General features: G+C 62.9%; 17 protein-coding genes. 9 read left to right on the plus strand and 8 right to left on the minus strand.

What is annotated here, in order from left to right:
- Positions 1-22 precede the first annotated feature (22 nt).
- Positions 23-2,083 carry a hydantoinase/oxoprolinase family protein gene (locus tag B1A87_RS02935; protein WP_078027115.1) on the minus strand — a complete coding sequence of 687 codons (2,061 nt, stop codon included), beginning with the start codon at positions 2,081-2,083 and terminating at the stop codon, positions 23-25.
- A gap of 240 nt (positions 2,084-2,323) precedes the next feature.
- Between B1A87_RS02935 and B1A87_RS02940 the strand changes: the two genes are divergently transcribed.
- Positions 2,324-4,165 carry a GAF domain-containing protein gene (locus B1A87_RS02940; protein ID WP_185982219.1) on the plus strand — a complete coding sequence of 614 codons (1,842 nt, stop codon included), beginning with the start codon at positions 2,324-2,326 and terminating at the stop codon, positions 4,163-4,165.
- 9 nt (positions 4,166-4,174) lie between these two features.
- Here the strand turns inward: B1A87_RS02940 and B1A87_RS02945 are convergent, their stop codons facing one another.
- The 3 genes from B1A87_RS02945 to B1A87_RS02955 all read right to left on the minus strand — a co-directional run bounded on the left by B1A87_RS02945 (position 4,175) and on the right by B1A87_RS02955 (position 7,286).
- The gene (locus B1A87_RS02945) at positions 4,175-5,098 is read right to left on the minus strand and encodes a hydroxymethylglutaryl-CoA lyase (protein ID WP_078027113.1); all 924 of its coding nucleotides are present in this window, start codon (positions 5,096-5,098) and stop codon (positions 4,175-4,177) included.
- Entirely contained in the window at positions 5,095-6,372 is a 1,278-nt protein-coding gene (locus B1A87_RS02950) for a hydroxymethylglutaryl-CoA reductase, degradative (RefSeq protein WP_221937549.1), read from the minus strand. Before B1A87_RS02950 ends, B1A87_RS02945 begins: the two co-directional genes overlap by 4 nt.
- 290 nt (positions 6,373-6,662) lie before the next feature.
- A complete protein-coding gene (locus B1A87_RS02955; RefSeq protein WP_260680617.1) occupies positions 6,663-7,286 on the minus strand; it encodes a 5' nucleotidase, NT5C type in 624 nt (207 codons plus the stop codon).
- A gap of 172 nt (positions 7,287-7,458) precedes the next feature.
- On the opposite strand from B1A87_RS02955, the gene B1A87_RS02960 reads away from it, so the two are divergent.
- Entirely contained in the window at positions 7,459-8,013 is a 555-nt protein-coding gene (locus tag B1A87_RS02960) for a hypothetical protein (RefSeq protein WP_144275700.1), read from the plus strand.
- On the opposite strand, the gene B1A87_RS02965 is transcribed toward B1A87_RS02960, so the two are convergent.
- Together B1A87_RS02965 and B1A87_RS02970 are read right to left on the minus strand one after the other, a co-directional pair.
- Complete coding sequence (locus B1A87_RS02965) at positions 8,010-8,906, minus strand: hypothetical protein (RefSeq protein WP_144275701.1); 897 nt, start codon at positions 8,904-8,906, stop codon at positions 8,010-8,012. The genes B1A87_RS02960 and B1A87_RS02965 overlap by 4 nt on opposite strands.
- A 2-nt stretch (positions 8,907-8,908) precedes the next feature.
- Positions 8,909-9,802, minus strand: a complete 894-nt coding sequence (locus tag B1A87_RS02970) for a hypothetical protein (protein ID WP_185982220.1) — start codon at positions 9,800-9,802, stop codon at positions 8,909-8,911.
- Positions 9,803-11,660: 1,858 nt separating this feature from the next.
- Here B1A87_RS02970 and B1A87_RS02975 point away from each other — a divergent pair.
- Positions 11,661-12,875 carry a hypothetical protein gene (locus B1A87_RS02975; RefSeq protein WP_144275703.1) on the plus strand — a complete coding sequence of 405 codons (1,215 nt, stop codon included), beginning with the start codon at positions 11,661-11,663 and terminating at the stop codon, positions 12,873-12,875.
- Between the two features lie 468 nt (positions 12,876-13,343).
- On the opposite strand, the gene B1A87_RS02980 is transcribed toward B1A87_RS02975, so the two are convergent.
- Positions 13,344-13,982, minus strand: coding sequence for a helix-turn-helix domain-containing protein (locus B1A87_RS02980; RefSeq protein WP_078028185.1), 639 nt, complete (start codon positions 13,980-13,982; stop codon positions 13,344-13,346).
- A gap of 1,391 nt (positions 13,983-15,373) precedes the next feature.
- Here B1A87_RS02980 and B1A87_RS22805 point away from each other — a divergent pair.
- The 5 genes from B1A87_RS22805 to B1A87_RS03015 all read left to right on the plus strand — a co-directional run bounded on the left by B1A87_RS22805 (position 15,374) and on the right by B1A87_RS03015 (position 17,687).
- Positions 15,374-15,595 (plus strand): hypothetical protein, encoded by a 222-nt coding sequence (locus tag B1A87_RS22805; RefSeq protein WP_185982417.1) that lies wholly within the window; start codon positions 15,374-15,376, stop codon positions 15,593-15,595.
- 115 nt (positions 15,596-15,710) lie between these two features.
- A complete protein-coding gene (locus B1A87_RS03000; RefSeq protein ID WP_078028182.1) occupies positions 15,711-16,349 on the plus strand; it encodes a hypothetical protein in 639 nt (212 codons plus the stop codon).
- Positions 16,349-16,579 carry a helix-turn-helix transcriptional regulator gene (locus B1A87_RS03005; protein WP_185982221.1) on the plus strand — a complete coding sequence of 77 codons (231 nt, stop codon included), beginning with the start codon at positions 16,349-16,351 and terminating at the stop codon, positions 16,577-16,579. Before B1A87_RS03000 ends, B1A87_RS03005 begins: the two co-directional genes overlap by 1 nt.
- A 46-nt stretch (positions 16,580-16,625) precedes the next feature.
- Positions 16,626-17,129 (plus strand): hypothetical protein, encoded by a 504-nt coding sequence (locus B1A87_RS03010; protein ID WP_078028181.1) that lies wholly within the window; start codon positions 16,626-16,628, stop codon positions 17,127-17,129.
- A 180-nt stretch (positions 17,130-17,309) separates the two neighbouring features.
- Positions 17,310-17,687: a hypothetical protein gene (locus tag B1A87_RS03015; RefSeq protein WP_260680619.1), complete on the plus strand. Its 378-nt coding sequence runs from the start codon at positions 17,310-17,312 to the stop codon at positions 17,685-17,687.
- Between the two features lie 356 nt (positions 17,688-18,043).
- Here the strand turns inward: B1A87_RS03015 and B1A87_RS03020 are convergent, their stop codons facing one another.
- Positions 18,044-18,319 (minus strand): hypothetical protein, encoded by a 276-nt coding sequence (locus tag B1A87_RS03020; RefSeq protein WP_139362799.1) that lies wholly within the window; start codon positions 18,317-18,319, stop codon positions 18,044-18,046.
- 383 nt (positions 18,320-18,702) lie between these two features.
- Between B1A87_RS03020 and B1A87_RS03025 the strand changes: the two genes are divergently transcribed.
- Positions 18,703-19,152 (plus strand): DUF6884 domain-containing protein, encoded by a 450-nt coding sequence (locus B1A87_RS03025; protein ID WP_078028178.1) that lies wholly within the window; start codon positions 18,703-18,705, stop codon positions 19,150-19,152.
- The last annotated feature ends 18 nt before the right edge of the window (positions 19,153-19,170 follow it).

The following is a 19,170-nucleotide window of genomic DNA, read 5'->3' on the forward strand; positions in this document are numbered from 1 at the left end:
TTCTCCTCAGCAGGTGGTGGGTTCAGGCGGTCTCGGGAAGGCGCAGCAGGAAATGGCCCTCATCAGTAAGTTCGACGGATCCACCGGACGGGACAAAGATCGTCGTGTCCGGTTCCTCCAGCAGGCAAGGGCCCTCGGCTCGGCCCAGGGCGCCGAAACCACGATGGATGTCGATGTCTGTCCGGGTTCCCGCGGACGGTTCGAGTGCCGTACGGCGTGTCATTGCGTGTTTCTCGTCAGAGGCGCCAGCCACGGAAGTCGTCAGTTGCACGTCGCTTCTACCGACAGCTCGAACCCGGGAGTTGACGAGGAGGATGTCTGTCTCCGTCCACGCCGTACCTGCGCCGAATTCGGCCTCGTAGTCCGCGATGAACTGTGCACGGAGGTCATCTTTATCCGACTCTGTGAATGTTCCGCCCTTTAGCTTGGTCGTCACTTCGAAGATCTGACCTACAAACTTCATGTCAGCCTCGCGGTACACCTCGCGGTGGTCCGCAGGGATACCTTCGGAGGCAAACCACTCTTCCGCTCGACGTTCCAGCCCCGCGAACTCCTCATTAAGCAGCTTTGCCGGTTGCTGCATCGTCCACGGGCTGGTGCGCACCGCGGAGAAGACCGAGTCTGCGTGCATGAGGCCGTACGCGGAGAAAACGGCGGCATTCCGCGGGATGACCACTTCGGTCACGCCGATGTCCTTCGCCAGGCTTGCCGCGAAAAGGCCGCAGGCGCCCCCGAAGCCAACGAGTGTAAACTCCCGCGGGTCGTGCCCCCGGTTCACAGTGATCTTGCGGAGTGCGTTGGACATCTGGGAACTCGCCAAGCGATAGATGCCTTGCGCGGCCTCGTCCACGGAGATGCCCAGCGGTTTCGCCACGTGTTCATCAATGGCACGGCGAGCAAGGTCCTCGTAGAGCTGAACAGATCCACCCAAGTAGTAGTCGGGGTTAATAAGGCCCAGTACCAGTGCTGCGTCCGTTACCGCGGGGCGCTCACCGCCTGCGCCGTAACAAGCCGGTCCTGGCTTGGAGCCGGCGCTGTGAGGGCCTACACGCAGGAGGCCTCTGCCGTCGATCCAGGCAAGGCTGCCGCCGCCGGCCCCAATGGTCTCAATGTCTACTGCGGTCAGACTAGTCGGCAATCCGCCGATTTCTGCCCGGGCGAGAAGCCTCAGCTCGCCATCCATGATCGCAGCAGCGTCTAGACTGGTTCCGCCCATGTCAGCGGTCAGGACTTTGGTCCGTCCCAACTGCTTGCCCAGGAGGCGGGCACCGGTGACTCCACCGACGGGGCCGGAATTGAACATCGAGATCGGTGCCTTTTGCGTCTCATCGACCGACAGGAAGCCGCCGTGCACCTGCATGATTTGCACAGGTGTCCGCAATCCGCGATCACGCAGCTCATCAGCCAAATGCTGGAAATGTGTGGCCACGAGGGGTTTAACGGCAGCGTCAAGGGCCGTAGTTACCATCCGCTCATACTCGCGGTAAACCGGTGTCAGGCTGCTGGAAAGGGTAAAGGGCAAATCAGGGTGGTTTGCCATCAGATAGTCGCCGACCGCTTGTTCATGTGCCGAGTTTCTGAACGACCAAAGGAAACACACCGCGATTGCTTCCGCCCCTGCTGACAGCGCAGCATCAACGGCCGATTTAATCTCAGACTCTTCCAACTGGAGAATCACAGAGCCGTGGGCGTCAATCCGTTCGGCGATCTCGAAAATGTTGCGCCGGTTCACGACCTCCGGAGGCATCAGCATCTTGTGGGGGTCCCGCTCATCTGTTCGAGCGGACCGTGCGATGCGTAGGGTGTCCCGGAATCCCGCGGTAGTGAACAGTGCGACGGACGCATACTTCTCCTCGTCGACTGCATTCGTGACGATGGTGTTGCCCAGGACGAATCGGTCGACAGACTGGAAGAAGTCTGCTTCTCCCATGCCAAGCCGCTCCCGCAGCACTTCGACCGCCGCCAGGATCCCAGAGGTCACATCCTTGGTTGAAAAGGCCTTCGCCCGATAGGCGACTCCGTCTTTGAGCGCCACGGCATCTGTGAACGTTCCGCCGACGTCGATACCGACGTGAAGGGTCATGGTGTTCTCCTTTGAATCCGAAATTGTTTGAATCGCGCTCAGCGGGGCTTGTCCTTGATGTCTTCCTCGATAGTGAAGGTGGGACTTCCCAAGTTGAGTATCTGTACGATCTGGACCGAGTCTACGCGTGCCGTATGACGAGTACCATGTGGTTTAAACACTCTGTCGACGGCATGATTGTGGCCATTCCACATACAAAAGGGACGTCTTACCGGTCGGGGCGCAGGGAAGGAAATGACGATGAACGAGAGTGAGAGCTGGGTTGCAGGCCAAGCGCAGGGCACGACGCGGCAACTCCGCGAGGTCCTGGCTAAACACGTTCGCAGAGAAGCCGAACTCGAGGAGCTCAACCACGCGGCCCGGGATCTTACGAGAATTCGCGAGGTCGAGCACACTCTCCGTAAAGTCACCGAGCGCACGAAGCGGCTTTTGGACTGCGACGTTGCATATCTCTCGGCAGGAGTTGAGGGCGAAGGCGACTTTGCCGTCCGCGCCTGGTCCGGCAACCTTTCCCCGGCATTTCTGGGCATACGCGTAAGTGTCGGAAACGGTGTCGGAGGCGCAGTCGCTGCTACGCGCCAGCCGGTTCAGGTGGAGGACTACTTGCGCGCACCTGAGATCGAACACAACGATTATCTTGATAGCCACGTCCGAGGTGAAGGTATCCGAACTCTTCTGGGAGTGCCTTTAGAAGTCGACGGACGTCTGCTGGGTGTGTTGTTCGCCGGCAGGCGCACACCCTTGTTGTTTCAGGAATCAGAAATTGTCCTGGTCAGTTCGCTGGCAGCCCACGCCGCCGTCGCGCTAGACAATGCCCAATTGTTCGAGTCGCAGGAGACGACGATGCGGGAGCTGCAGAGGTACGCATCGCTCCTGAAAACCCAGAATGAGGCTGCGGAGGCCTCCGCCGAGGTGCACGAGCAGTTGACTCAAGTTCTGCTCCGGGGTGAGGGCGTAGGCCACATCATGGCGATCATCGGCCGCGCCCTCAAGGTCGACGTCGCGATGATCGATGAGGCCGGGGCAGTGCTCGCCGGGCATGGTGAGAACCCGCCATCCCCGCCCTTCACGGAAGAGGTTGAGGCTGCACTGAAACGGAGCCGCAAGACTGGGCGTTCGGTGAGCGCCGGCGGTCCAGACGGGCGGCGGTGGTATGTCGATACGGCTGCAGCAGGCCCGACGTTCCTTGGGTCCGTGCTTCTTGCTTCAACCCGGGAGCTGACAGATGTTGAAGTGCGAACGTTTGAGCGGGCAACACAGACCACCTCTGTTTCACGATTGGCCGATGCCGCGATGGCTGAGGCCGAGATGAGGGCATCGAGCGAAGTGATTCGGCGGCTCATCGATCCGCGTCGATCGAGTCTCGACGATCTTGATCGTTTGGCACGGCGTCACCAGCTGTCCGCCGGACCAGTCACGGTGACGGCATCGGATGCTGAGCACGGCCGAAATGCCGCGCACCTGGCCGCTGCAGTGGCTTTGTGCTCAGAGACTGGGGGGCTAGCCGCCTGGTACGAGGATCGCCTTGTGACGATTCAGCCCGGCGACCCAAAAGCCGTCGCAGAGTCTCTGTGGAGACGATTGCGATCCTCGGCCGGCTCCCCCGCCACGGTTTCGGCGGCCGGGCCTGCGAGGTCACTCCTCGAGTTGAGTCACCTCTATCGAGAGTCGGTTCAATGCCTCAAGCTGATGCATCAGCTGGGGCGCTCGTCCACGTGGGGGTCGACGGCTGAATTTGGCATCTATTCGATGCTATTTACCGAGGGCGCAAGTGATGGCCTCGACCATTTCGTAGACAGTAACATCGGGCGTTTGCTTGAATACGACACACGCCACGGCGCGGATCTCGTAACTACTGCAACTGCATATCTGGAGTCATCGAGCAGCCCGTCAGCGACGGCATCCATGCTTGATATTCACGTCAATACGGTCTCGCAACGGATCTCCCGCATCGACCGGATGTTGGGCCCCGACTGGCGACAGTCTCCGCGGCAACTGGAGCTCCACACAGCGCTCCGCCTGCACGCCCTTCGTGCCGGCGGACACTTCAATCAAAGGTCAGATCAAATCGCGGATCGCTGATGCGATCTATCAGTGGCCCATAGCCATGGCGATTCGTGAGCGCGGCCGGCCCAGGAAATCAGTAATGGTTTGACCTGCTCGTACAACTGCGTCCAGGTCCACGCCGGTGCTGATTCCTAGACCATGAAGTAGCCACAAGAGTTCTTCCATCGCGAGGTTACCGGTCGCGCTTCCGGCGAACGGACACCCACCGATCCCTCCCGTAGATGCATCGAAGCACGTGATCCCGGCACGCAGCCCAGCCAGGACATTGGAGAGTCCTTGCCCATATGTGTCGTGAAAGTGCAGGGCAAGGCGGTTCAGGGGAACGCCAGCAGCAACGTGCTCATTTACCAAGGCCGTGACATGCGCGGCGGTGGCGACGCCGATGGTGTCGCCGAGGCTGATCTCATAGCAGCCAGCGTCGAGTAGTTGGCGCGAAACGTCGGCAACGGCCTTGGTCTCCACAGCGCCCTCCCAGGGGTCCCCGAAGCACATGGACACGTAGCCGCGGACGGTCATGCCGCTCCTGAGTGCTTCGGCGGCGACTTCTGCTGCCATCTCACAAACCGCCGTTCGGCCCGCGTTCAAGTTCCTATGAGCGAACGTTTCGGTCGCGCTGGCGAACACGGCTATGGACTTCACTCCACTCTCCCGTGCTCGTTCCAGCCCCCGCATGTTTGGGACCAGCACCGGATGTCTGATGAGGTCACCGAGCTCCGCGAGGACCTCTTGAGCGTCAGCTAGCTGCGGCACCCACTTGGGCGACACAAAACTCGTCGCTTCTACGAGGGGCAGGCCAGCGCCAACAAGCTCCTTGATGAAGCGAACCTTAACGTCGGTCGGCACCAGGGTGGCTTCTGCCTGCAGGCCGTCCCGCGGCCCTACCTCGTAAACTACGACATCCTGAGGGAAGTCTTGATCTCGGTAGACCGCAGGCCGTGGCCCTGTCACGACCTAGTCCCAGTCCGGAGTTCCGCGAGAATCTTCTGAGCAAATTCAGTTCGGACGATCTTCTCACCAACCATTCGCGCAACTACCTGGTCAATTTCGTGTAGCTCCGCACCGGCAGTCACCGCGATGTTGCGCGCGTGCAGTGACATGTGGCCGCGTTGGATGCCCTCAGTTGCCAAGGCACGGATGGCACCCGCATTCTGAGCCAAACCCACCGCGAGAATGATGTCCGCCAGATCAGCCGCGGTCTTGACCCCTAGAATGGCGATATTCGCCTGGGCCACAGGGTGCACCTTGGTGGCGCCGCCGACCAGACCGACAGGCATAGGAAGTTCCAGCGTTCCGACGAGATTTCCGTTTGCGTCCTTCTCGAATCGTGACATCGATGTGTACCGGCCATGCTCATCGATCGCATGGGAGTGGGCGCCCGCCTCGACAGCTCGCGTGTCGTTTCCCGTGGCCAGGACAACAGCACTAATGCCGTTCATGATGCCCTTGTTGTGTGTGGCTGCACGGTAAGGATCCACAACGGCAAATTCCGCCGCGTCAATCATGTCCTCGACAACCGCCGGTCCGCCGAGGGCAGCCGCATCGAACACCGCCCGGACTCTAGTGAGCCTGAGATCGGCCTTGTTGGTGAGGATGCGCAAAAGACTTCGCCCGCCAGCGATCTCGGCGACACGGGGGGCGATGGCTTCAGCCATCGTGTTGACCGCGTTTGCTCCCATTGCATCTCGGACGTCGACGACGAGGTGGAGGACCACGTATGTCTGTCGCGAGCTGGGTACGAGGCGTACTAGGATGTCGACCGCGCCGCCGCCGAACTTAACAAGCTGTGGATCCTGATCGTTGGCTAATTCGATCAGCTCTCGCCGGGCCTCAAGGAGCCGGTAACGGGCGCCTACGGGATCGACGACATCGATTACCTGTACTTGCGCCTGCATGAGCGGCGGTGTTGACGTCGTAACGAAACCGCCATGATCACGGGTCATGCGGGCCAGGTTACTGGCGGCGGCCACAACCGAAGGTTCCTCCGTCGCCATCGGAACGAGAACATCCCGTCCGTTCACAATGAAGTTCGTGGCGATGCCAATCGGGATACCGAGGACACCTATGGTGTTCTCCACCATGAGGTCTGCCTGCTGGAGACCTAATCCCTGCTCGGGGCTCAGAGCATCGAGCCGTCCGGCATCCAGCCCCGCTTCAGCGATTACCTTTCCGCGTCGTTCTTCGACGGTGAAATTCCGAAACCCGGAGAGCCTGCTGTTAGTCATGAAGGTCCTTCCATACATGTTTTTTGAGGGCTACTTGCACAAACTCTAGACTTCGTCCGTCAGCGTGGATATGTGTTTGCACCACATCGGCGAGCAATTGAATGTGATAAAGATCCACATTTCAGCTTTTCGTGACCGCCGAAAATCAAAAATGGATGTCCCTATATGCGGGTACTTCGGAGCACGAGTAGGGGTGTCCGGCAGCACGTGGCTACCCAGCCCTGGTTTCCGCACCTTGGACACTCCGAAGAATGCCAGGCAACAGGCTCCGGTCCGGGCAAGTAGGAGCCCTAAGCGGCGGCCATCTCCAGCAGGGGATAGAGGGCAGCTTCCCAGTCCTTCCACTCCCGAAGCCGCGGAGCTTCCGCGAGGCTGCGGTTGTAGGACTGGTCGAAGACGAGGTGCTGCCAGGTCGGCACCATGTTGCCCGTGATGCCCGGCTTGTCGTCGATGAGCACGTCCCCGCGGACCAGGGTCTTGTCATGGGTGAGGATGACCCGGTTCACCCAGCGGCTCCCGAGGTGCTCTTCAATGGAGGCCAGCTTCTCAGAGGCACAGGTGGCGTGCGTAGCGAACGGCGTGGAGCAGAAGAAGACGTTCAGTCCGGCCTCCTCCATCGCCAGAACGGCCTCGATTGCCCCGGGCATGGATTCAAGGTTCCGGTAGAGGCCCTCGGTGTTCATGGCCTGCAGCAGGACATCACGGTCGCCGCCGGGGCCGCACAGGTGGTTGCAGTCCATCTGCTGGCCCAAGGGCACGATCGGGAAGTTCGGGTCCAGCTGCAACAGGATGCGGTTGAGGGCGTTGCCCCAGTCGAAGAAGCAGCCGTCCATATCGACAAGCGTGACGGGCCGGCCAGGGGAGGGAGTAATCATGGGCTGCATGTGTACGGCGTTTCCAAGCAATGTCTTCATGGCCGGACAATACGGCCGGCCTATGACAAAAGGTCAGGGATGAGGCAAGCTCGGCTGACAGATCACCGTCTGTCCACTAAGCTCGCCAACTGGCCCGGCCGCACATTACGTGAACGTGGTCGGTAGCGTCACGGTTTTCGTCCTAAGCAGCGCGCATCTACACTGACTCCGGTTGGGGGAATTCCGCGGTGCCATGCCGATGCTGTCTGTCCTCCAGCAAGGACACGATTACAGCACGGGAGACGAATTGAATATTGATGGACCGCACACCCCGCCCGGGCAAGTCCAGAATGGCGACCAGTATGTACAAACCGCTCCGCAGGGAGTCTGGCAGTTCAAGCCCAAGGCCTCCCCGTTGCGCATTTCTGCCGGAGTTGTCGGGCTGGTCCTCTCAGTGGTGGGGATCTTGTTCTCCGGGATTCTCCTCTTTGGTAGGAACGGCGGATCCAGTACGCCGCTGAACGGGTGGATGATCCTGTTCGTCATCGTGGGGTCCATCGGATCCCTCGTCACCGGCATTGTCATTCTCGCGAAGCAGCGCAAACGCGGCGGGGCAACCCCTTGGCTCGTGCTTTCCTTCGCGGCATTGGTTGTTGTTGCATGTCTGAGCTTCATGGCCACGCGGGACATTGGCCTCCCCGGTGCCCCACCAATGATCATGCCGTTCGCGCTTGCGACGGCGGTTCTGGCCGGCCTGGTGATTCTGATGGAGAAACTCCGGCGCTAGGTTGTGCAAAGGCTTGGAGGCCGCCCGGTGATAACCTGCTCCAAAGTCTCGTCGGGGGTGCCGCGTTCGCGCAGCTTGATGCCCAGGGCTTTGATGCCGGTGGCGAGTTGGACGGCGACCTTGTCGGAGGTGCCGGCGAGCAGCTGGTAGGCGTAGAAGATCGGGGACATGCCGTGCTTGAGGATGCGGTCGTCCCGGTCCTCGATGGAGTCGAGCCCCCGGTCGTCCACGGACATTGCCGCGGTCAGGACCGACACGATTGTCGGGAAGGACCGGTCACCGATGGCGTCGGCGCCGAACGTGTACTTCATCGCGTTGGTGAAGAAGAGCGCCTTGGCTGCGTTGTCACCGGGCACGGCGAACAGGTCGATGCCGCGGGTGCGCGGGTCGGCGACGTCGATGACGAGCACCTTGTCTCCGAGCTTGTGGGCCCACTCGACGTACTTGGCGACGCCGTCGCCTTTGGACTCGAAGGCGATGAGGGTGTTGTTGGCCCCGGGGTAGCCGGGCTTGCCGGTCGGGTTGACCCGCTCCAGGCAGTGCCAGCCGAACAGGGACCGGACACAGAGGGACTTGCCGGAGCCGGGCTTGCCGATGATCGCGACACCGAAGAGCATGGCGGCCGCTGACAGGTGCGCCGAGCCGTCGTCGTTGGTGCCCAGCAGCGGGCCGATCTTCTGCAGCATGACCGGCGGCGTGGCGCGGGCGCGGGTGGCTGCTGCGCCGGAGACAGCACCGGCGTGCGGGGAGACCATGCCGACGACGACGTTGGGTCCGAGCATGAAGGTGTCCGGCGCCAGCGGGTAGTCGCCGTCGGAGGCGGGGATGAACTTCTCGAACGGGACCTTCTCGCCGTTGATGGTCCGGCTGCCGCGCACCTGTCTCTTATACACATCTAGATGTGTATAAGAGACAGGGGCCGGCCGCGCCGTGAGGCCGGCGGAGCGAACACCGGCTGGGCGAGCTGGTTGCGGAGCTTCGTGTCGGGGGACGCGATGCGTCCGGCGAGGGCGGCGAGTCCGAGGATTACGGCCACGCCCGAGATCGCATAAAGGATCGGGGAAATGCTCGCCGGAATGTAGGCGGCGTACTCGGCCGGCAGCTGCGGAAGACCGAACAGGGTCGCGGCGGCAAGGATCAGACCGACCGGCAGACCGAAGAACAGGGCGTGCTTTGTCGGTGCGAACCGGACACCGGAGTCCAGGTCAAAACCGGGCAGGCCCGCGGTGACCTGGGAGAGCAGCGACGTCACTTCCTCCTTCGAAGAACCGCCGGCGGTGATGGACACGACGACGGCCGTCGGGGAGGTGGAGTGGTGCGTCGGGACAGCGGTGCCGAGCCGGTTCCCGAGCCACGGCGTGTAGAACTTCCGCTCCTTGTTCGAGGGTTTCCGCATCGTGACAGCAACCCAGGAACCTTCAGGCATCGCGTTGGCCAGGATCCGCGGCAGCTCGGTCGGGTCGATGCCGGACTGCGTCTCCCGAAGAGCAGGGGACGGCTTGTAGTTGAGCGTCCCGATCGCCGGAGTGTCACCGAGATCCTCGGGCATCTGCACCTCCTCGGCGCGGGCACCCACGGTGTGGGCCAAGTGCAGCGGGGCGTTCGTTCCGAGCGCGGCGGCCGGAAGAATCAGGTACCCGTTCAGCCCGCTGGACTCTCGCCGGGTCAGCAGGGTGGCCTGGCCGGTGTTGGTCGCGGCCGAGGCGAAAGTCCCGGCACGCTGTGTGAAGGTTGTGGGGTTTGTGTCGATGCCGCCGGCTCGTGCCAGGCGAAAAATGCGCTGCTCCATGCCCTGGAACATGCGTAGTTTCCCAGGGGACAGGCCTACAGACCCGGCTAGGCGGATTTAGGGCTTTTCCCAGCCCGGTTTCTGCTGGTTATCGCCCTGAATCGCCCCAAACCCGGATCCACCCGCGGCGACCCTTCTTGCCTATAGAACATATGTACGGCTGCGAACATGTCAGACCGCCATGCGCAAGCGATCCGGTGTCTCCAAGACGGGTCCCGTAGCTCTTCCGCTGGTACTTCTTCTGTGTGCGGCTGCCCCGCAGATGCGACGGCCCTTTCCAGAACTTTCTCCCAAAAACTTTTGGGTGGTCCCATGCTCGACGCATCTCACCGCTGGTGGCGCTTGCAGCGGGCCTTTAATGGCCTGCGGCCGGCAGTGGGTGCCACCTGGCATGTGTTTGTTGGATGCCGAATGTTGTGGCGGGGTTTGGCCTGCGGCCGGCGGTGAGTCAGTGGGAGACGTGGAGAGTTGGTGGAAGTCACTGCGTCGGTATGGGGCTGCGCCCCGGTTGGGTGGGTGGCTGAGTATGTTCCTTGTCGGACCTTGGTGGATGCCTGCGGCGCGGGAGGTGGGGCATCACGGTTTCCGGTTCGGTGCAGCGCCCTGGGAGACGAATTGCTACGCAATGGTTTGTCTGCCTGGACGAATCGAAGCGCCTCTCCGCTTCTTCGCTTCGAGGCCACCGGGCGCGGACACACGATGTCCACTCCGTGAACCAAACCGCTGTCATTCCGTCTACGAGACGGCGGCGCAGCCGCAGAGAAACTCTCCGTGAGCCACGCAGGGTGACGCACCGCTTACGGCCCGCCGCAGGCGACAACGCCCCAAGAACAAGACACCGAAGGAGGAACCCACCGGCCCGGGGCGAAGCCCCCGAGAAACACATCGAAGACCTGCACGGCCACGAGAAGCAGGGGGCGCAGCCCCCGAGGAGAAACACATCGAGCTTCGAGGCGAACCACGACACGGAAGACGAACCGCTGACGGCCCGCCGCAGGCGACACCAAAGGTGAACCAAGAACCAGCGGCAACAACCCACCGGCCCGGGGCGCAGCCCCGAGATCATCATGATGATCCATGACGATGAACCATCGGACGGCGAAGCCGGGGGACGACGCAGCCTCCGCGCAGCGGAGACACCACGACGAAGGCCGCGCAGCGGCCAGGGAAACGAATCGAAGGACGAGCCGGGAGGCGAGACGAGAACACCACGGGCCGCGCGCAGCGCGGACGCGGAGCGCAGCACGAAAAACACAACGACAGCCAAGACGCTCACGCGGCGAAAAAGCATGTTGCAGAGCGCGCGCAGCGCGCGAGCAGCCGGCCGCAAGCCAGTAAACAAAAAAGAAGGACCACTCCGTGGGGAACGAGACGAAGAGCAGGACGGTCAGCGAATCGGGAAACACGAAGGGCGAGGGGCGCAGCCCCGAGTCCTCTTAATATGCCCAACCGACTGCCGCCACCACTCGTTTACTCAACGGCCCTTCTGATTTTTCACACCGGGATCGGCGGCTATCGCCGGCCAACACAGCGCACCACCTATCGGCGACGCGGGGAGGGACAGAACAGGACGTGTGCGTTCGGGTGGTGCGTCGGAAGAGGCGAAACAATCTGGGCGTGAGCGTTCAAAGCGCACACGCCGGTATAGGATCAGGCCGCCGGCTGAAACTTGACGGCGACGGGAGGTGTTGGGCTTCCTGTGGGCACATGGCTGAGGAGATCATTGGGCGCGCAGAGGCAGTGGCTCACGGTGGCCCGCGAAGGGGAGCGGCACGTCCTGGGTTTCGACGAGGACAGCATCCAGATCTGGAAGCGGACAAGGTTTTTCCGCCGGTGCATCGCCACGTACCCGCGGTCCATGGACGGGGAAGCCGAGGCCCTCGGTTTTTTCAGCACAATCGAACCTGAAGCCATAGAGGTCCCGGCTCCGGGAAGGCCGGTATCTAAGATGCGGATGACACGAACGGGCATGGCCGCAGCCGCTGCAGCCTTTCTCATTCTGGTCATGGCCGTCGTGATCATCGTGGTACCGAAGGATGTCGCGCCCGCTCCTTCGGCCGGCGGAGCAGACCACTCGTCGGAGCAGGTGTCGAATGCACAGACCGGCTGGGCTTACAGCGACTCACACCAGGCGGCCTTTCTGCAATGGACGCGCACAGGAGCCACGCTGAGTGGGTCATTGACGATGACGAGCCTGGACCCAGGAGCGACGGCCGCCAAGACGAGCACAACATCATTCACCGGGAGCATCGACAGCGACCATGCCAGCCTGTCGTTCTCCCAGCCGTTCGGTTCCATCTCGAATCTTGCTGCGCTCATCCAGGGTGACAACGTCACCCTTTCCATCCCGGAGAAGGACGGGACTCTGGAACCCTGGACGTTCAGGCCGGCGGCCGCGACGCTCTACAACGATGCGGTGACCGTGCTGAAGCAGCAGGCGGACAGGAACCACCAGGATCAGGTGCAGGCATCCGCTGCCGCCGCTGACCAGGCGGCGCGGGCCGCCTCCCAGCAGCAGGCAGACAACGCCGTCGAAAGCGCCGCACACTCGCTGGCAAGCGCGGTCAGCGATGTCGTGGCCTCGACCGGATACGTCAAAAGTGACCTGGACGGGGTGGCAGCGGATCTCACCGCTCAGCAGAATGACGTGACCACGACCCAGCATGATGCAGACGCGGTGATGAAAGAGATTGGAACAGAGGCGGGAGCGAACGGGACGACATGCTCGGACGCAGCTGGTGTTGCATCCGACGCCTCGGGCGTCGATGCCGACGAGGCTGGGATCAGCGGCGACATCACATCGCTCTCCTCGGACCTGGACTCTTTGAAGACCAAGCTGACCGACCTGGTCGATGCGAAGGAAGCCCTGGCCCAAGCGCAAAAGGCAGACCCCTCCTACCGCCCTTCCAATCCCATCCCGAGCGGCGACGAAATATCCGAGGCCACCGCGGCGGCACAGACCGTTGTGGACAAGGCTTCAGCGGTTTTGAAATCGGCTCCGGCGCAGTCCGCGGAATTGAGCCGGCAGGCGCACGCGGTTGCCGACGGAGCAGCGAAGGCCGGCAACTGCTAAACCGCCGGACGTCCGGCAGTTACCGGGGCGCGCCGTGCCCCGCCCGGCTTCGGCTCGGGCGGGGCACGGCGTACCGCAAGACACGCTTCCGGCGATGACGGGTGTTCGGATGGTGTGCATGTTGGTGGACAGGATGCCCCGGACACGGTTCATTCAACGGGACGCAGGATCGACGCCCCGGCCGACACAGCCGAGACACTTGGAGTCCAGGTCATCCACGAGATCGCCGGGGGGAGACACGATCGTCACGAACTTCTACACGGCAGTGAAGAACGATGTCCTAATAACGGCCCAGTTCACGGCGACGGACATCATGCGCGACGGGGACTTCTACGTCGCCGCCGACATGCTGGACAGCTTGGTGGACTCAGTACGTCCCTACGAGCTAAAGATGTGCTGGGCAGTCAGGGCGAGCTTCAGACTGGAACCGGCTTCGAGGCCATAGCTCCGTGTTTTCTCGTTCGGCCTTCAGTGCTCGGCAGCTAGTGCCCGCGCCATTGCGAGTACAGGTTCCTCAGAACCGCCCTCCTCAAGCCACACTGCCGCCGTCACCGCCTCGCCGTTAATAGTCAAATCCTGTTGCGGGGTCGCGAAGAAGCCGGCCACGGACTGCGGATGCAGGTCGGCCGGCAGAGTCGAAAGGATTCGTTCCAGGCCTGGGAGTGTCCGCGTGCCTGTTTCGGTGAACTGCCAAATCGGGAACGCGAGCTGGCCCCAGGCGGTGTAGAAGTATAGCTTGCGCTGTGCCCCGTAACGCCGGACCGTAGAAACTGACAGGTGCAGCTTCTTAGCAACCTCGGCGGCCGTGAGCGACGACGAGTCCATGAGAAGCTGGGCTGCAGCGTTGTTCGCCGAGCCGCGCGCGACGGCATGGGGCATCGGGGCGATGCCCGAATGGGCGCGCCAGAAGGCTTCGTCGCGTGCAGGAAGATCCGCACCCGAGTCGTTGCGCTGCATGTCCTCCAGCGCCTCGATGAGGTCTTCCGCTGTAAAGGTCAGGTGCAGGGCGGCCAGGCGTACATCGAGACTCGCACCGCCGCTTTGTGCTGCATCTTCGGGCGAATGAGTTCTGGCCTGCGATGGTCTTCTGCGTGCGCTCACCTTCATAATCTTCTCCCCGGACTCTCACCCGGACAACTTGGTAGCCCAGTCGTCACAACACTTTAGCCCCGGCGCGGCTGAGGTACTGTGTGGTCCGCGAGGTGGTCCATGGCTGGTCCATGGCTGGTCCACTGTGTGGTCCTTTTGCATCTGGGAGTGCTCCTTCTGGTACGGAAGCTCTGATTTCGCGATGATTTTGACCAGCAGGCGCATACTGGGGCTGCCTTTTGAACCACCCGGAGGGGACCACCGTGGACCGTTTGTGGACACCCCAATGGACCGCGGCGGAGTGGGCAGCTTATGGACCACCCCGATGGACCACGGGCGGACCACCCGCCAAGGACCAGACGGACCATCTCCTCAATCGCCGACTCAGCGAGTGCGAGACCGCCCCCAAACGAACGCATGTAATGCGTAGCCTGTACCCACCGCGGACATCTGTCAGTCAGCTAACTGGCCAATTGCGTCATCAGCGGCGAGGGCCGGTGTCGCAAATGAGGGCCAAGGCCCATAGACGGCCGCATCCTCGCGGCCGTCCCAGCCGCTCCAGGGCTGGCGGTCCGTTTGGGGCCGTTGCGGCGGACGACAATGTACCTTGGCTTGGATGTGGTTTTGTGCAGCCTGTGAGGTCAGGACGCTCGAGGTTCTTCCTGGGCCAAGGCCCTAATCCATTCCGGTGTGGCCTTCCCAAGTCGGCGGTCTGTCACCATGCGCAACTGAGCCGCTGCAATCTGCACACCACGGTCGTAGGACGCGGCGCGGTGGGATGTCCTGGGGGAGCGAACGGCATGCCTTGGTTCTTCGGTCGCCGCGGCACCAGAGTCATGCTGGCGGTCGGGTTCCTGAGCGGCCATCATGCTCATCCCTCCTACTCCCTAGCCCTTCGATGTGCTTCAGTATCGCTGGTTTCTTCAAAAAAGTAGCAGGCCCTTGAGGCCTTTCGGCTGGCAGCGCTTAAGGACTTTCACCGCGTCGCACCTCGGCCCCAATCCGGACGCTCCGTAAGGGCCGGATAGCCGCTAGCTCTCACTCCGGTGGTTCCTTGGACAGAGCGATGATCCATCGAGGCGTCTCATCGCCGGTTAGCTTGTCCAACGTCACCCGAGCCTTAGCAGCGGAAATTTGAACCCTCCGATCCGCCGGACTCACAGATGCTGGACGTCGCGACGGTTCAATCTCATCCGTTTCGACGCGGGAAGTTCTGCGGTGCGATGCCCACCGTGCCATCTCGTCGACTCCGATCTCCCCGTGCCCCATTAGGGTCCCCTTCATTGTCGCGTGCCGTCGTAGGGTCGTCCACAATCACCTGCGAGGAGGGCGCCGGGTTCGACGCAAGCTCGGCTGTTGCTTGTGATGCAGCGGCCGACGCCACCTACACGCGCCGGAACCGTCACCGGATGAACGAAACCCTGTCCGCCGGTAAGGGCCGCTTCCTGGGGCGCGTGGTCCGGGGTCACAACGGCCACCCGCTGAACGAGTTGGCGGACAGGCTGGCTGTCCTGGGCCGCCGGAACCGGGAAATGGGTGTCGACGAGGTGACGAACGCACGGATGATCGCTTCGATCCGTGAGGAAGCCAAGACCCTCGTCAGCGGCGTCCCTGGTCCGGCGGCCGCCTGAGCGGGTTCGGTGCGCAGGCGGAAGCCCCCAGGTTGAAGCCTGTTGACCAGCGCCTCGAACACCAGTAGCTTATCGAATGTCGTTATTATCGGTGCTCGATAACTTTGGGGGAATAATGGAACTGGCCAAGGACTCGGACCGGAAGCCGCGCGACGGGAAGAAGATCGTTTCCCGAGGCGACGCGATTCTGCTCATGATCGCGGCGGCCCTGGCCGCGGTGGTAACCACCGCGGTGTCCGTCTCCGGGATCGCGGGCTACTTCACCGGCCCCGTGACCCTGGAGCTTCCGGTCTCCTCGACGAACCAGACCGCCAGCGGCCTGGGACTGGGATCCGCGGGCCACTACACGACACTGACGGCCACCGTCCCGAGCCTTCCGCCAGAGCCTGCCGCCCTCCTGGCATGGTCCGCGGCGCTGGACCAGGTCGGCGTCCTGGCCATCCTGATGCTGGTGTTCCTGCTGGCGTACCGGCTGCGCAGCGCGGTCCTGTTCACCCCGAAATCCGTCTGGATCATCGGCGCCTGCGGTGCGGTCCTGGCGCTGGCCGGAACTGTAGGCCAGATCCTGAACGGCTGGGCGTTGACGCGGGTAGCGGATATGGTCGCACGCAGCGGGCGGAGCCCGGGGGAGTCGGTGATCCTGGAGGCCGAATTCACTACCGGACCCTTGATGCTCGGTATTGTCCTGGTGCTGGTCGCCGCGGTCTTCCAGTACGGCCGCCGGCTCCAGAAAGACACGGAAGGTCTGGTCTGATGCCAGCAGACGACTCCTCTGACATCCACTGCCGGCTCGATGAGCTCCTGGAAGCGCGCGGCATGACCCTGACCGAGCTGAGCAGGAGGGTCGGGGTGAGCCTGGTGAACCTGTCGGTGCTGAAAAACGACCGCGCCAAGGCCATCAGGTTCTCCACCCTGACGGCGATCTGCGACGTGCTGGACTGCCAGGTCGGCGACCTGCTCGTGACCACCCGCGCCAAGATGTGACCGAACGGCAACCGCCACCATCACCGGCCCGTGGCATGCTGGGCGCATGAAGAGGCTGCTCACCGTACTGAGCCTGCTCCTCGCCTCCGGGACAGCAGGCTGCGCCACCCCCGGGGTGTGTCCCGCGATCGGCTGGAGCAACTCAGCGACCGTGGTCCTGGACGGGCCGGTTGATGCTGTGGCCAAGGTCCAGTTCTGCCCCGACGGTGTCTGCGCACTCACCCCGGAGCCATCGACGGCACCAAAAAGCACCATCACACCCGGGGACGTCCCTGTCCCCGGCCAGGCTGCCACCGCTGCACCCGCACCACCCGGAACCCCGGCGTCCGGAACGGTTTACGGCATTTACACCGCGCGGAAGATCGATGAGCGAACCTGGCAGTTCATCGCACCCATGAGCGCTCCGAAGAAGGCCACGGTCAAGGCTCTTGGTGCACATGGACAAGTGCTTGCCCAGCGGGACGTGGATCTGACGTGGACCCGCGTCGGAGGTACTGAACAGTGCGGCGGCCCGGCAACGACAGGACCGATCACCCTGTCCCTGCCGTAGGCCGCGGTGCGCCCAGGCGGGACCCAGGAACAGAAGGCCGGTTGGGCGAACCCGGAGGTGACGGGGGCAACCATACTGGCTCATCCGCCGCCGGCCTGCTGAGGTCTATGTGCGAGCCCTAAGTGAATTCTGGCAGCCACGGACGGGTTCTCTACGCATGTTTGGGGGAAGAGAAAGTTCTTGCCTGCCTTTGGAGTCACCGTGAAGAAGCTCATCGCCCCCGCACTGCTCGCTGTCCTGGCACTGACCGGCTGCTCCGCAGCTGCCACGCCGGCACCGGCCGCCTCGCCCGCCGTGTCCGTGGCCAAGCCTACCGAGGCGCAGAAGACTGCGCTGATGTCGGACCTGGCAAAGGTGAACCCGCAGCTGGAAGGGCCCCGCGTCCTTGCCATCGCCACCCTCTCCTGCCGCTCAATCCTCAAAGGTGAGCCCGAAGGGGTCCAGATCATGGCGGTCAGGGACCGGTTCTCCCGGGTTTCCGACAAGCCCATCACGGACCCGGACGCCAAACGGATCATCGAGGTCATCAAAACCAACGGCTTCTGCGTGAAGGCATAGAGGGCCGGCGGCGGTCTGGGTGGGCTGCGAGGCTCAGATCGGAGCCCGCCGCCGCCGGTCTTCCACAACCTAGGCCCTGCGCCATGTGCGAAGGTTATGGGTTCCTGGAGATCGGAGCCCTCACTTTTGAGGGTTCCGATCCTTGGCTCCGACAACGGTCCCCGGAATCTCCAACATCTTCGGACCAGACTGGGGGTGTCCTGATGATGACGGTAGCCGCGTACCCTCGATTCAGGGCTTGCCGGGTCCGGAAGATTCCCTCCGTGGTGCCGGGCCCGGCTACCCAGCCTGGATCCGGCGCGCGAGGTCAGTGGCCGAAGGCTGGGACGGTCTGATCCTGCAAACCGCGCCGAAGGCTAAGCCCGGCCGGCTTCGTGAAGAATAAGTCTCGACGTCTTGGACATTCCCAAGAGCACCGCCGCGGCGTCGGGAAGTGCCCGGTTCGCCAGCGCTTCCTCCAGTTGCCGGCAGTAGTGCTCCATCCGAAGGGCGCCAGCCATCTCCGAGGTGACCCGCAGGCTCACCACTGCATCCCGGGACGCCGCCAGATCACTGCTGCTGAGACAGCGAACAACCCTGGATACCCGCGCCGGCAATAGGTCCAGGAACTCCTCGATAAATCTCTGGGCCACAGCGTCCCCGGCATCCTCAGCAATGATCATTAGCGGAAAGGGGTCCAGTACTGGCAAGGACTCATCCACTGCCGGCGTCACCGTGTCCCCACCGGGAACGAAGGATCGTCCCGGAGAATCTGCACATTCCATTTGAAGCACCGTCCGTTAAATAGGGATGGGCCGCACTCTGCTGCACGGCTCCCACGAGTTTCGCCGCAGAGCATCAAGATGCGGGGCCTCGAACCACAGGATTGGCGCAAGAACGTCCCACGTACACCGCGGACCGCCACCAACGCGGCGTCCTGCGCCGGCTGTTCGCTCTCATACTGCGCTGTCGCTATGTCTACGCATGTTTCAGGCCGAGGCCTGCCCTGGCCTGTAACCCGCATGCTGGAGCAGCCGTGAGCAGCAAAATCTACACCGTCGGACTGGTCGCCTGCGCGTCCCAGAAGCTCCTGCGTCCGGCAACGGCGCGGGAGTTGTATGTCTCCCAGCTGTTCAAGAAGGCGTCGGCGTACGCGGAGATGAGGTGCGACCGCTGGTATGTTCTGTCCGCCAAACACGGGCTGGTGCGTCCCGACGAAATCATCGAGCCCTACGACGTCAGGCTGGGCACCAACACGTCCCCGTCTGTCCGTGCTTGGGCGGCAATGGTCCAGGGGCAGCTCGCGGCGGAACTCGAGGGGGTCGAGGACGTCACGCTCATCGCCTTGGCCGGGGTCCAGTACCGGACGGCGCTGCTGCACTGCCGGTGGCCCTACGAAGTCCCCATGAAGGGCCTCGGCATCGGACAGCAGCTCGGCTGGCTGACTGCAAAGCTCTCCGCCAATGAGCGGCGGCTGGATATGTGACTCCTGGCGTAGGAGGAT

It is taken from the genome of Arthrobacter sp. KBS0703, from assembly GCF_002008315.2.
Taxonomy (GTDB): Bacteria; Actinomycetota; Actinomycetes; order Actinomycetales; family Micrococcaceae; genus Arthrobacter.

What these genes read in the sequence shown, in the direction of transcription:
- B1A87_RS02955 (WP_260680617.1), bottom strand. Translation starts at nt 7,286, where the DNA reads ATGAAGACATTGCTTGGAAACGCCGTACACATGCAGCCCATGATTACT.
- B1A87_RS03005 (WP_185982221.1), top strand. Translation starts at nt 16,349, where the DNA reads ATGCCAGCAGACGACTCCTCTGACATCCACTGCCGGCTCGATGAGCTC.
- B1A87_RS02935 (WP_078027115.1), bottom strand. Translation starts at nt 2,083, where the DNA reads ATGACCCTTCACGTCGGTATCGACGTCGGCGGAACGTTCACAGATGCC.
- B1A87_RS02970 (WP_185982220.1), bottom strand. Translation starts at nt 9,802, where the DNA reads ATGGAGCAGCGCATTTTTCGCCTGGCACGAGCCGGCGGCATCGACACA.
- B1A87_RS02975 (WP_144275703.1), top strand. Translation starts at nt 11,661, where the DNA reads ATGGACGGGGAAGCCGAGGCCCTCGGTTTTTTCAGCACAATCGAACCT.
- B1A87_RS02940 (WP_185982219.1), top strand. Translation starts at nt 2,324, where the DNA reads ATGAACGAGAGTGAGAGCTGGGTTGCAGGCCAAGCGCAGGGCACGACG.
- B1A87_RS02980 (WP_078028185.1), bottom strand. Translation starts at nt 13,982, where the DNA reads ATGAAGGTGAGCGCACGCAGAAGACCATCGCAGGCCAGAACTCATTCG.
- B1A87_RS03000 (WP_078028182.1), top strand. Translation starts at nt 15,711, where the DNA reads ATGGAACTGGCCAAGGACTCGGACCGGAAGCCGCGCGACGGGAAGAAG.
- B1A87_RS22805 (WP_185982417.1), top strand. Translation starts at nt 15,374, where the DNA reads ATGAACGAAACCCTGTCCGCCGGTAAGGGCCGCTTCCTGGGGCGCGTG.
- B1A87_RS03010 (WP_078028181.1), top strand. Translation starts at nt 16,626, where the DNA reads ATGAAGAGGCTGCTCACCGTACTGAGCCTGCTCCTCGCCTCCGGGACA.
- B1A87_RS02950 (WP_221937549.1), bottom strand. Translation starts at nt 6,372, where the DNA reads ATGACTAACAGCAGGCTCTCCGGGTTTCGGAATTTCACCGTCGAAGAA.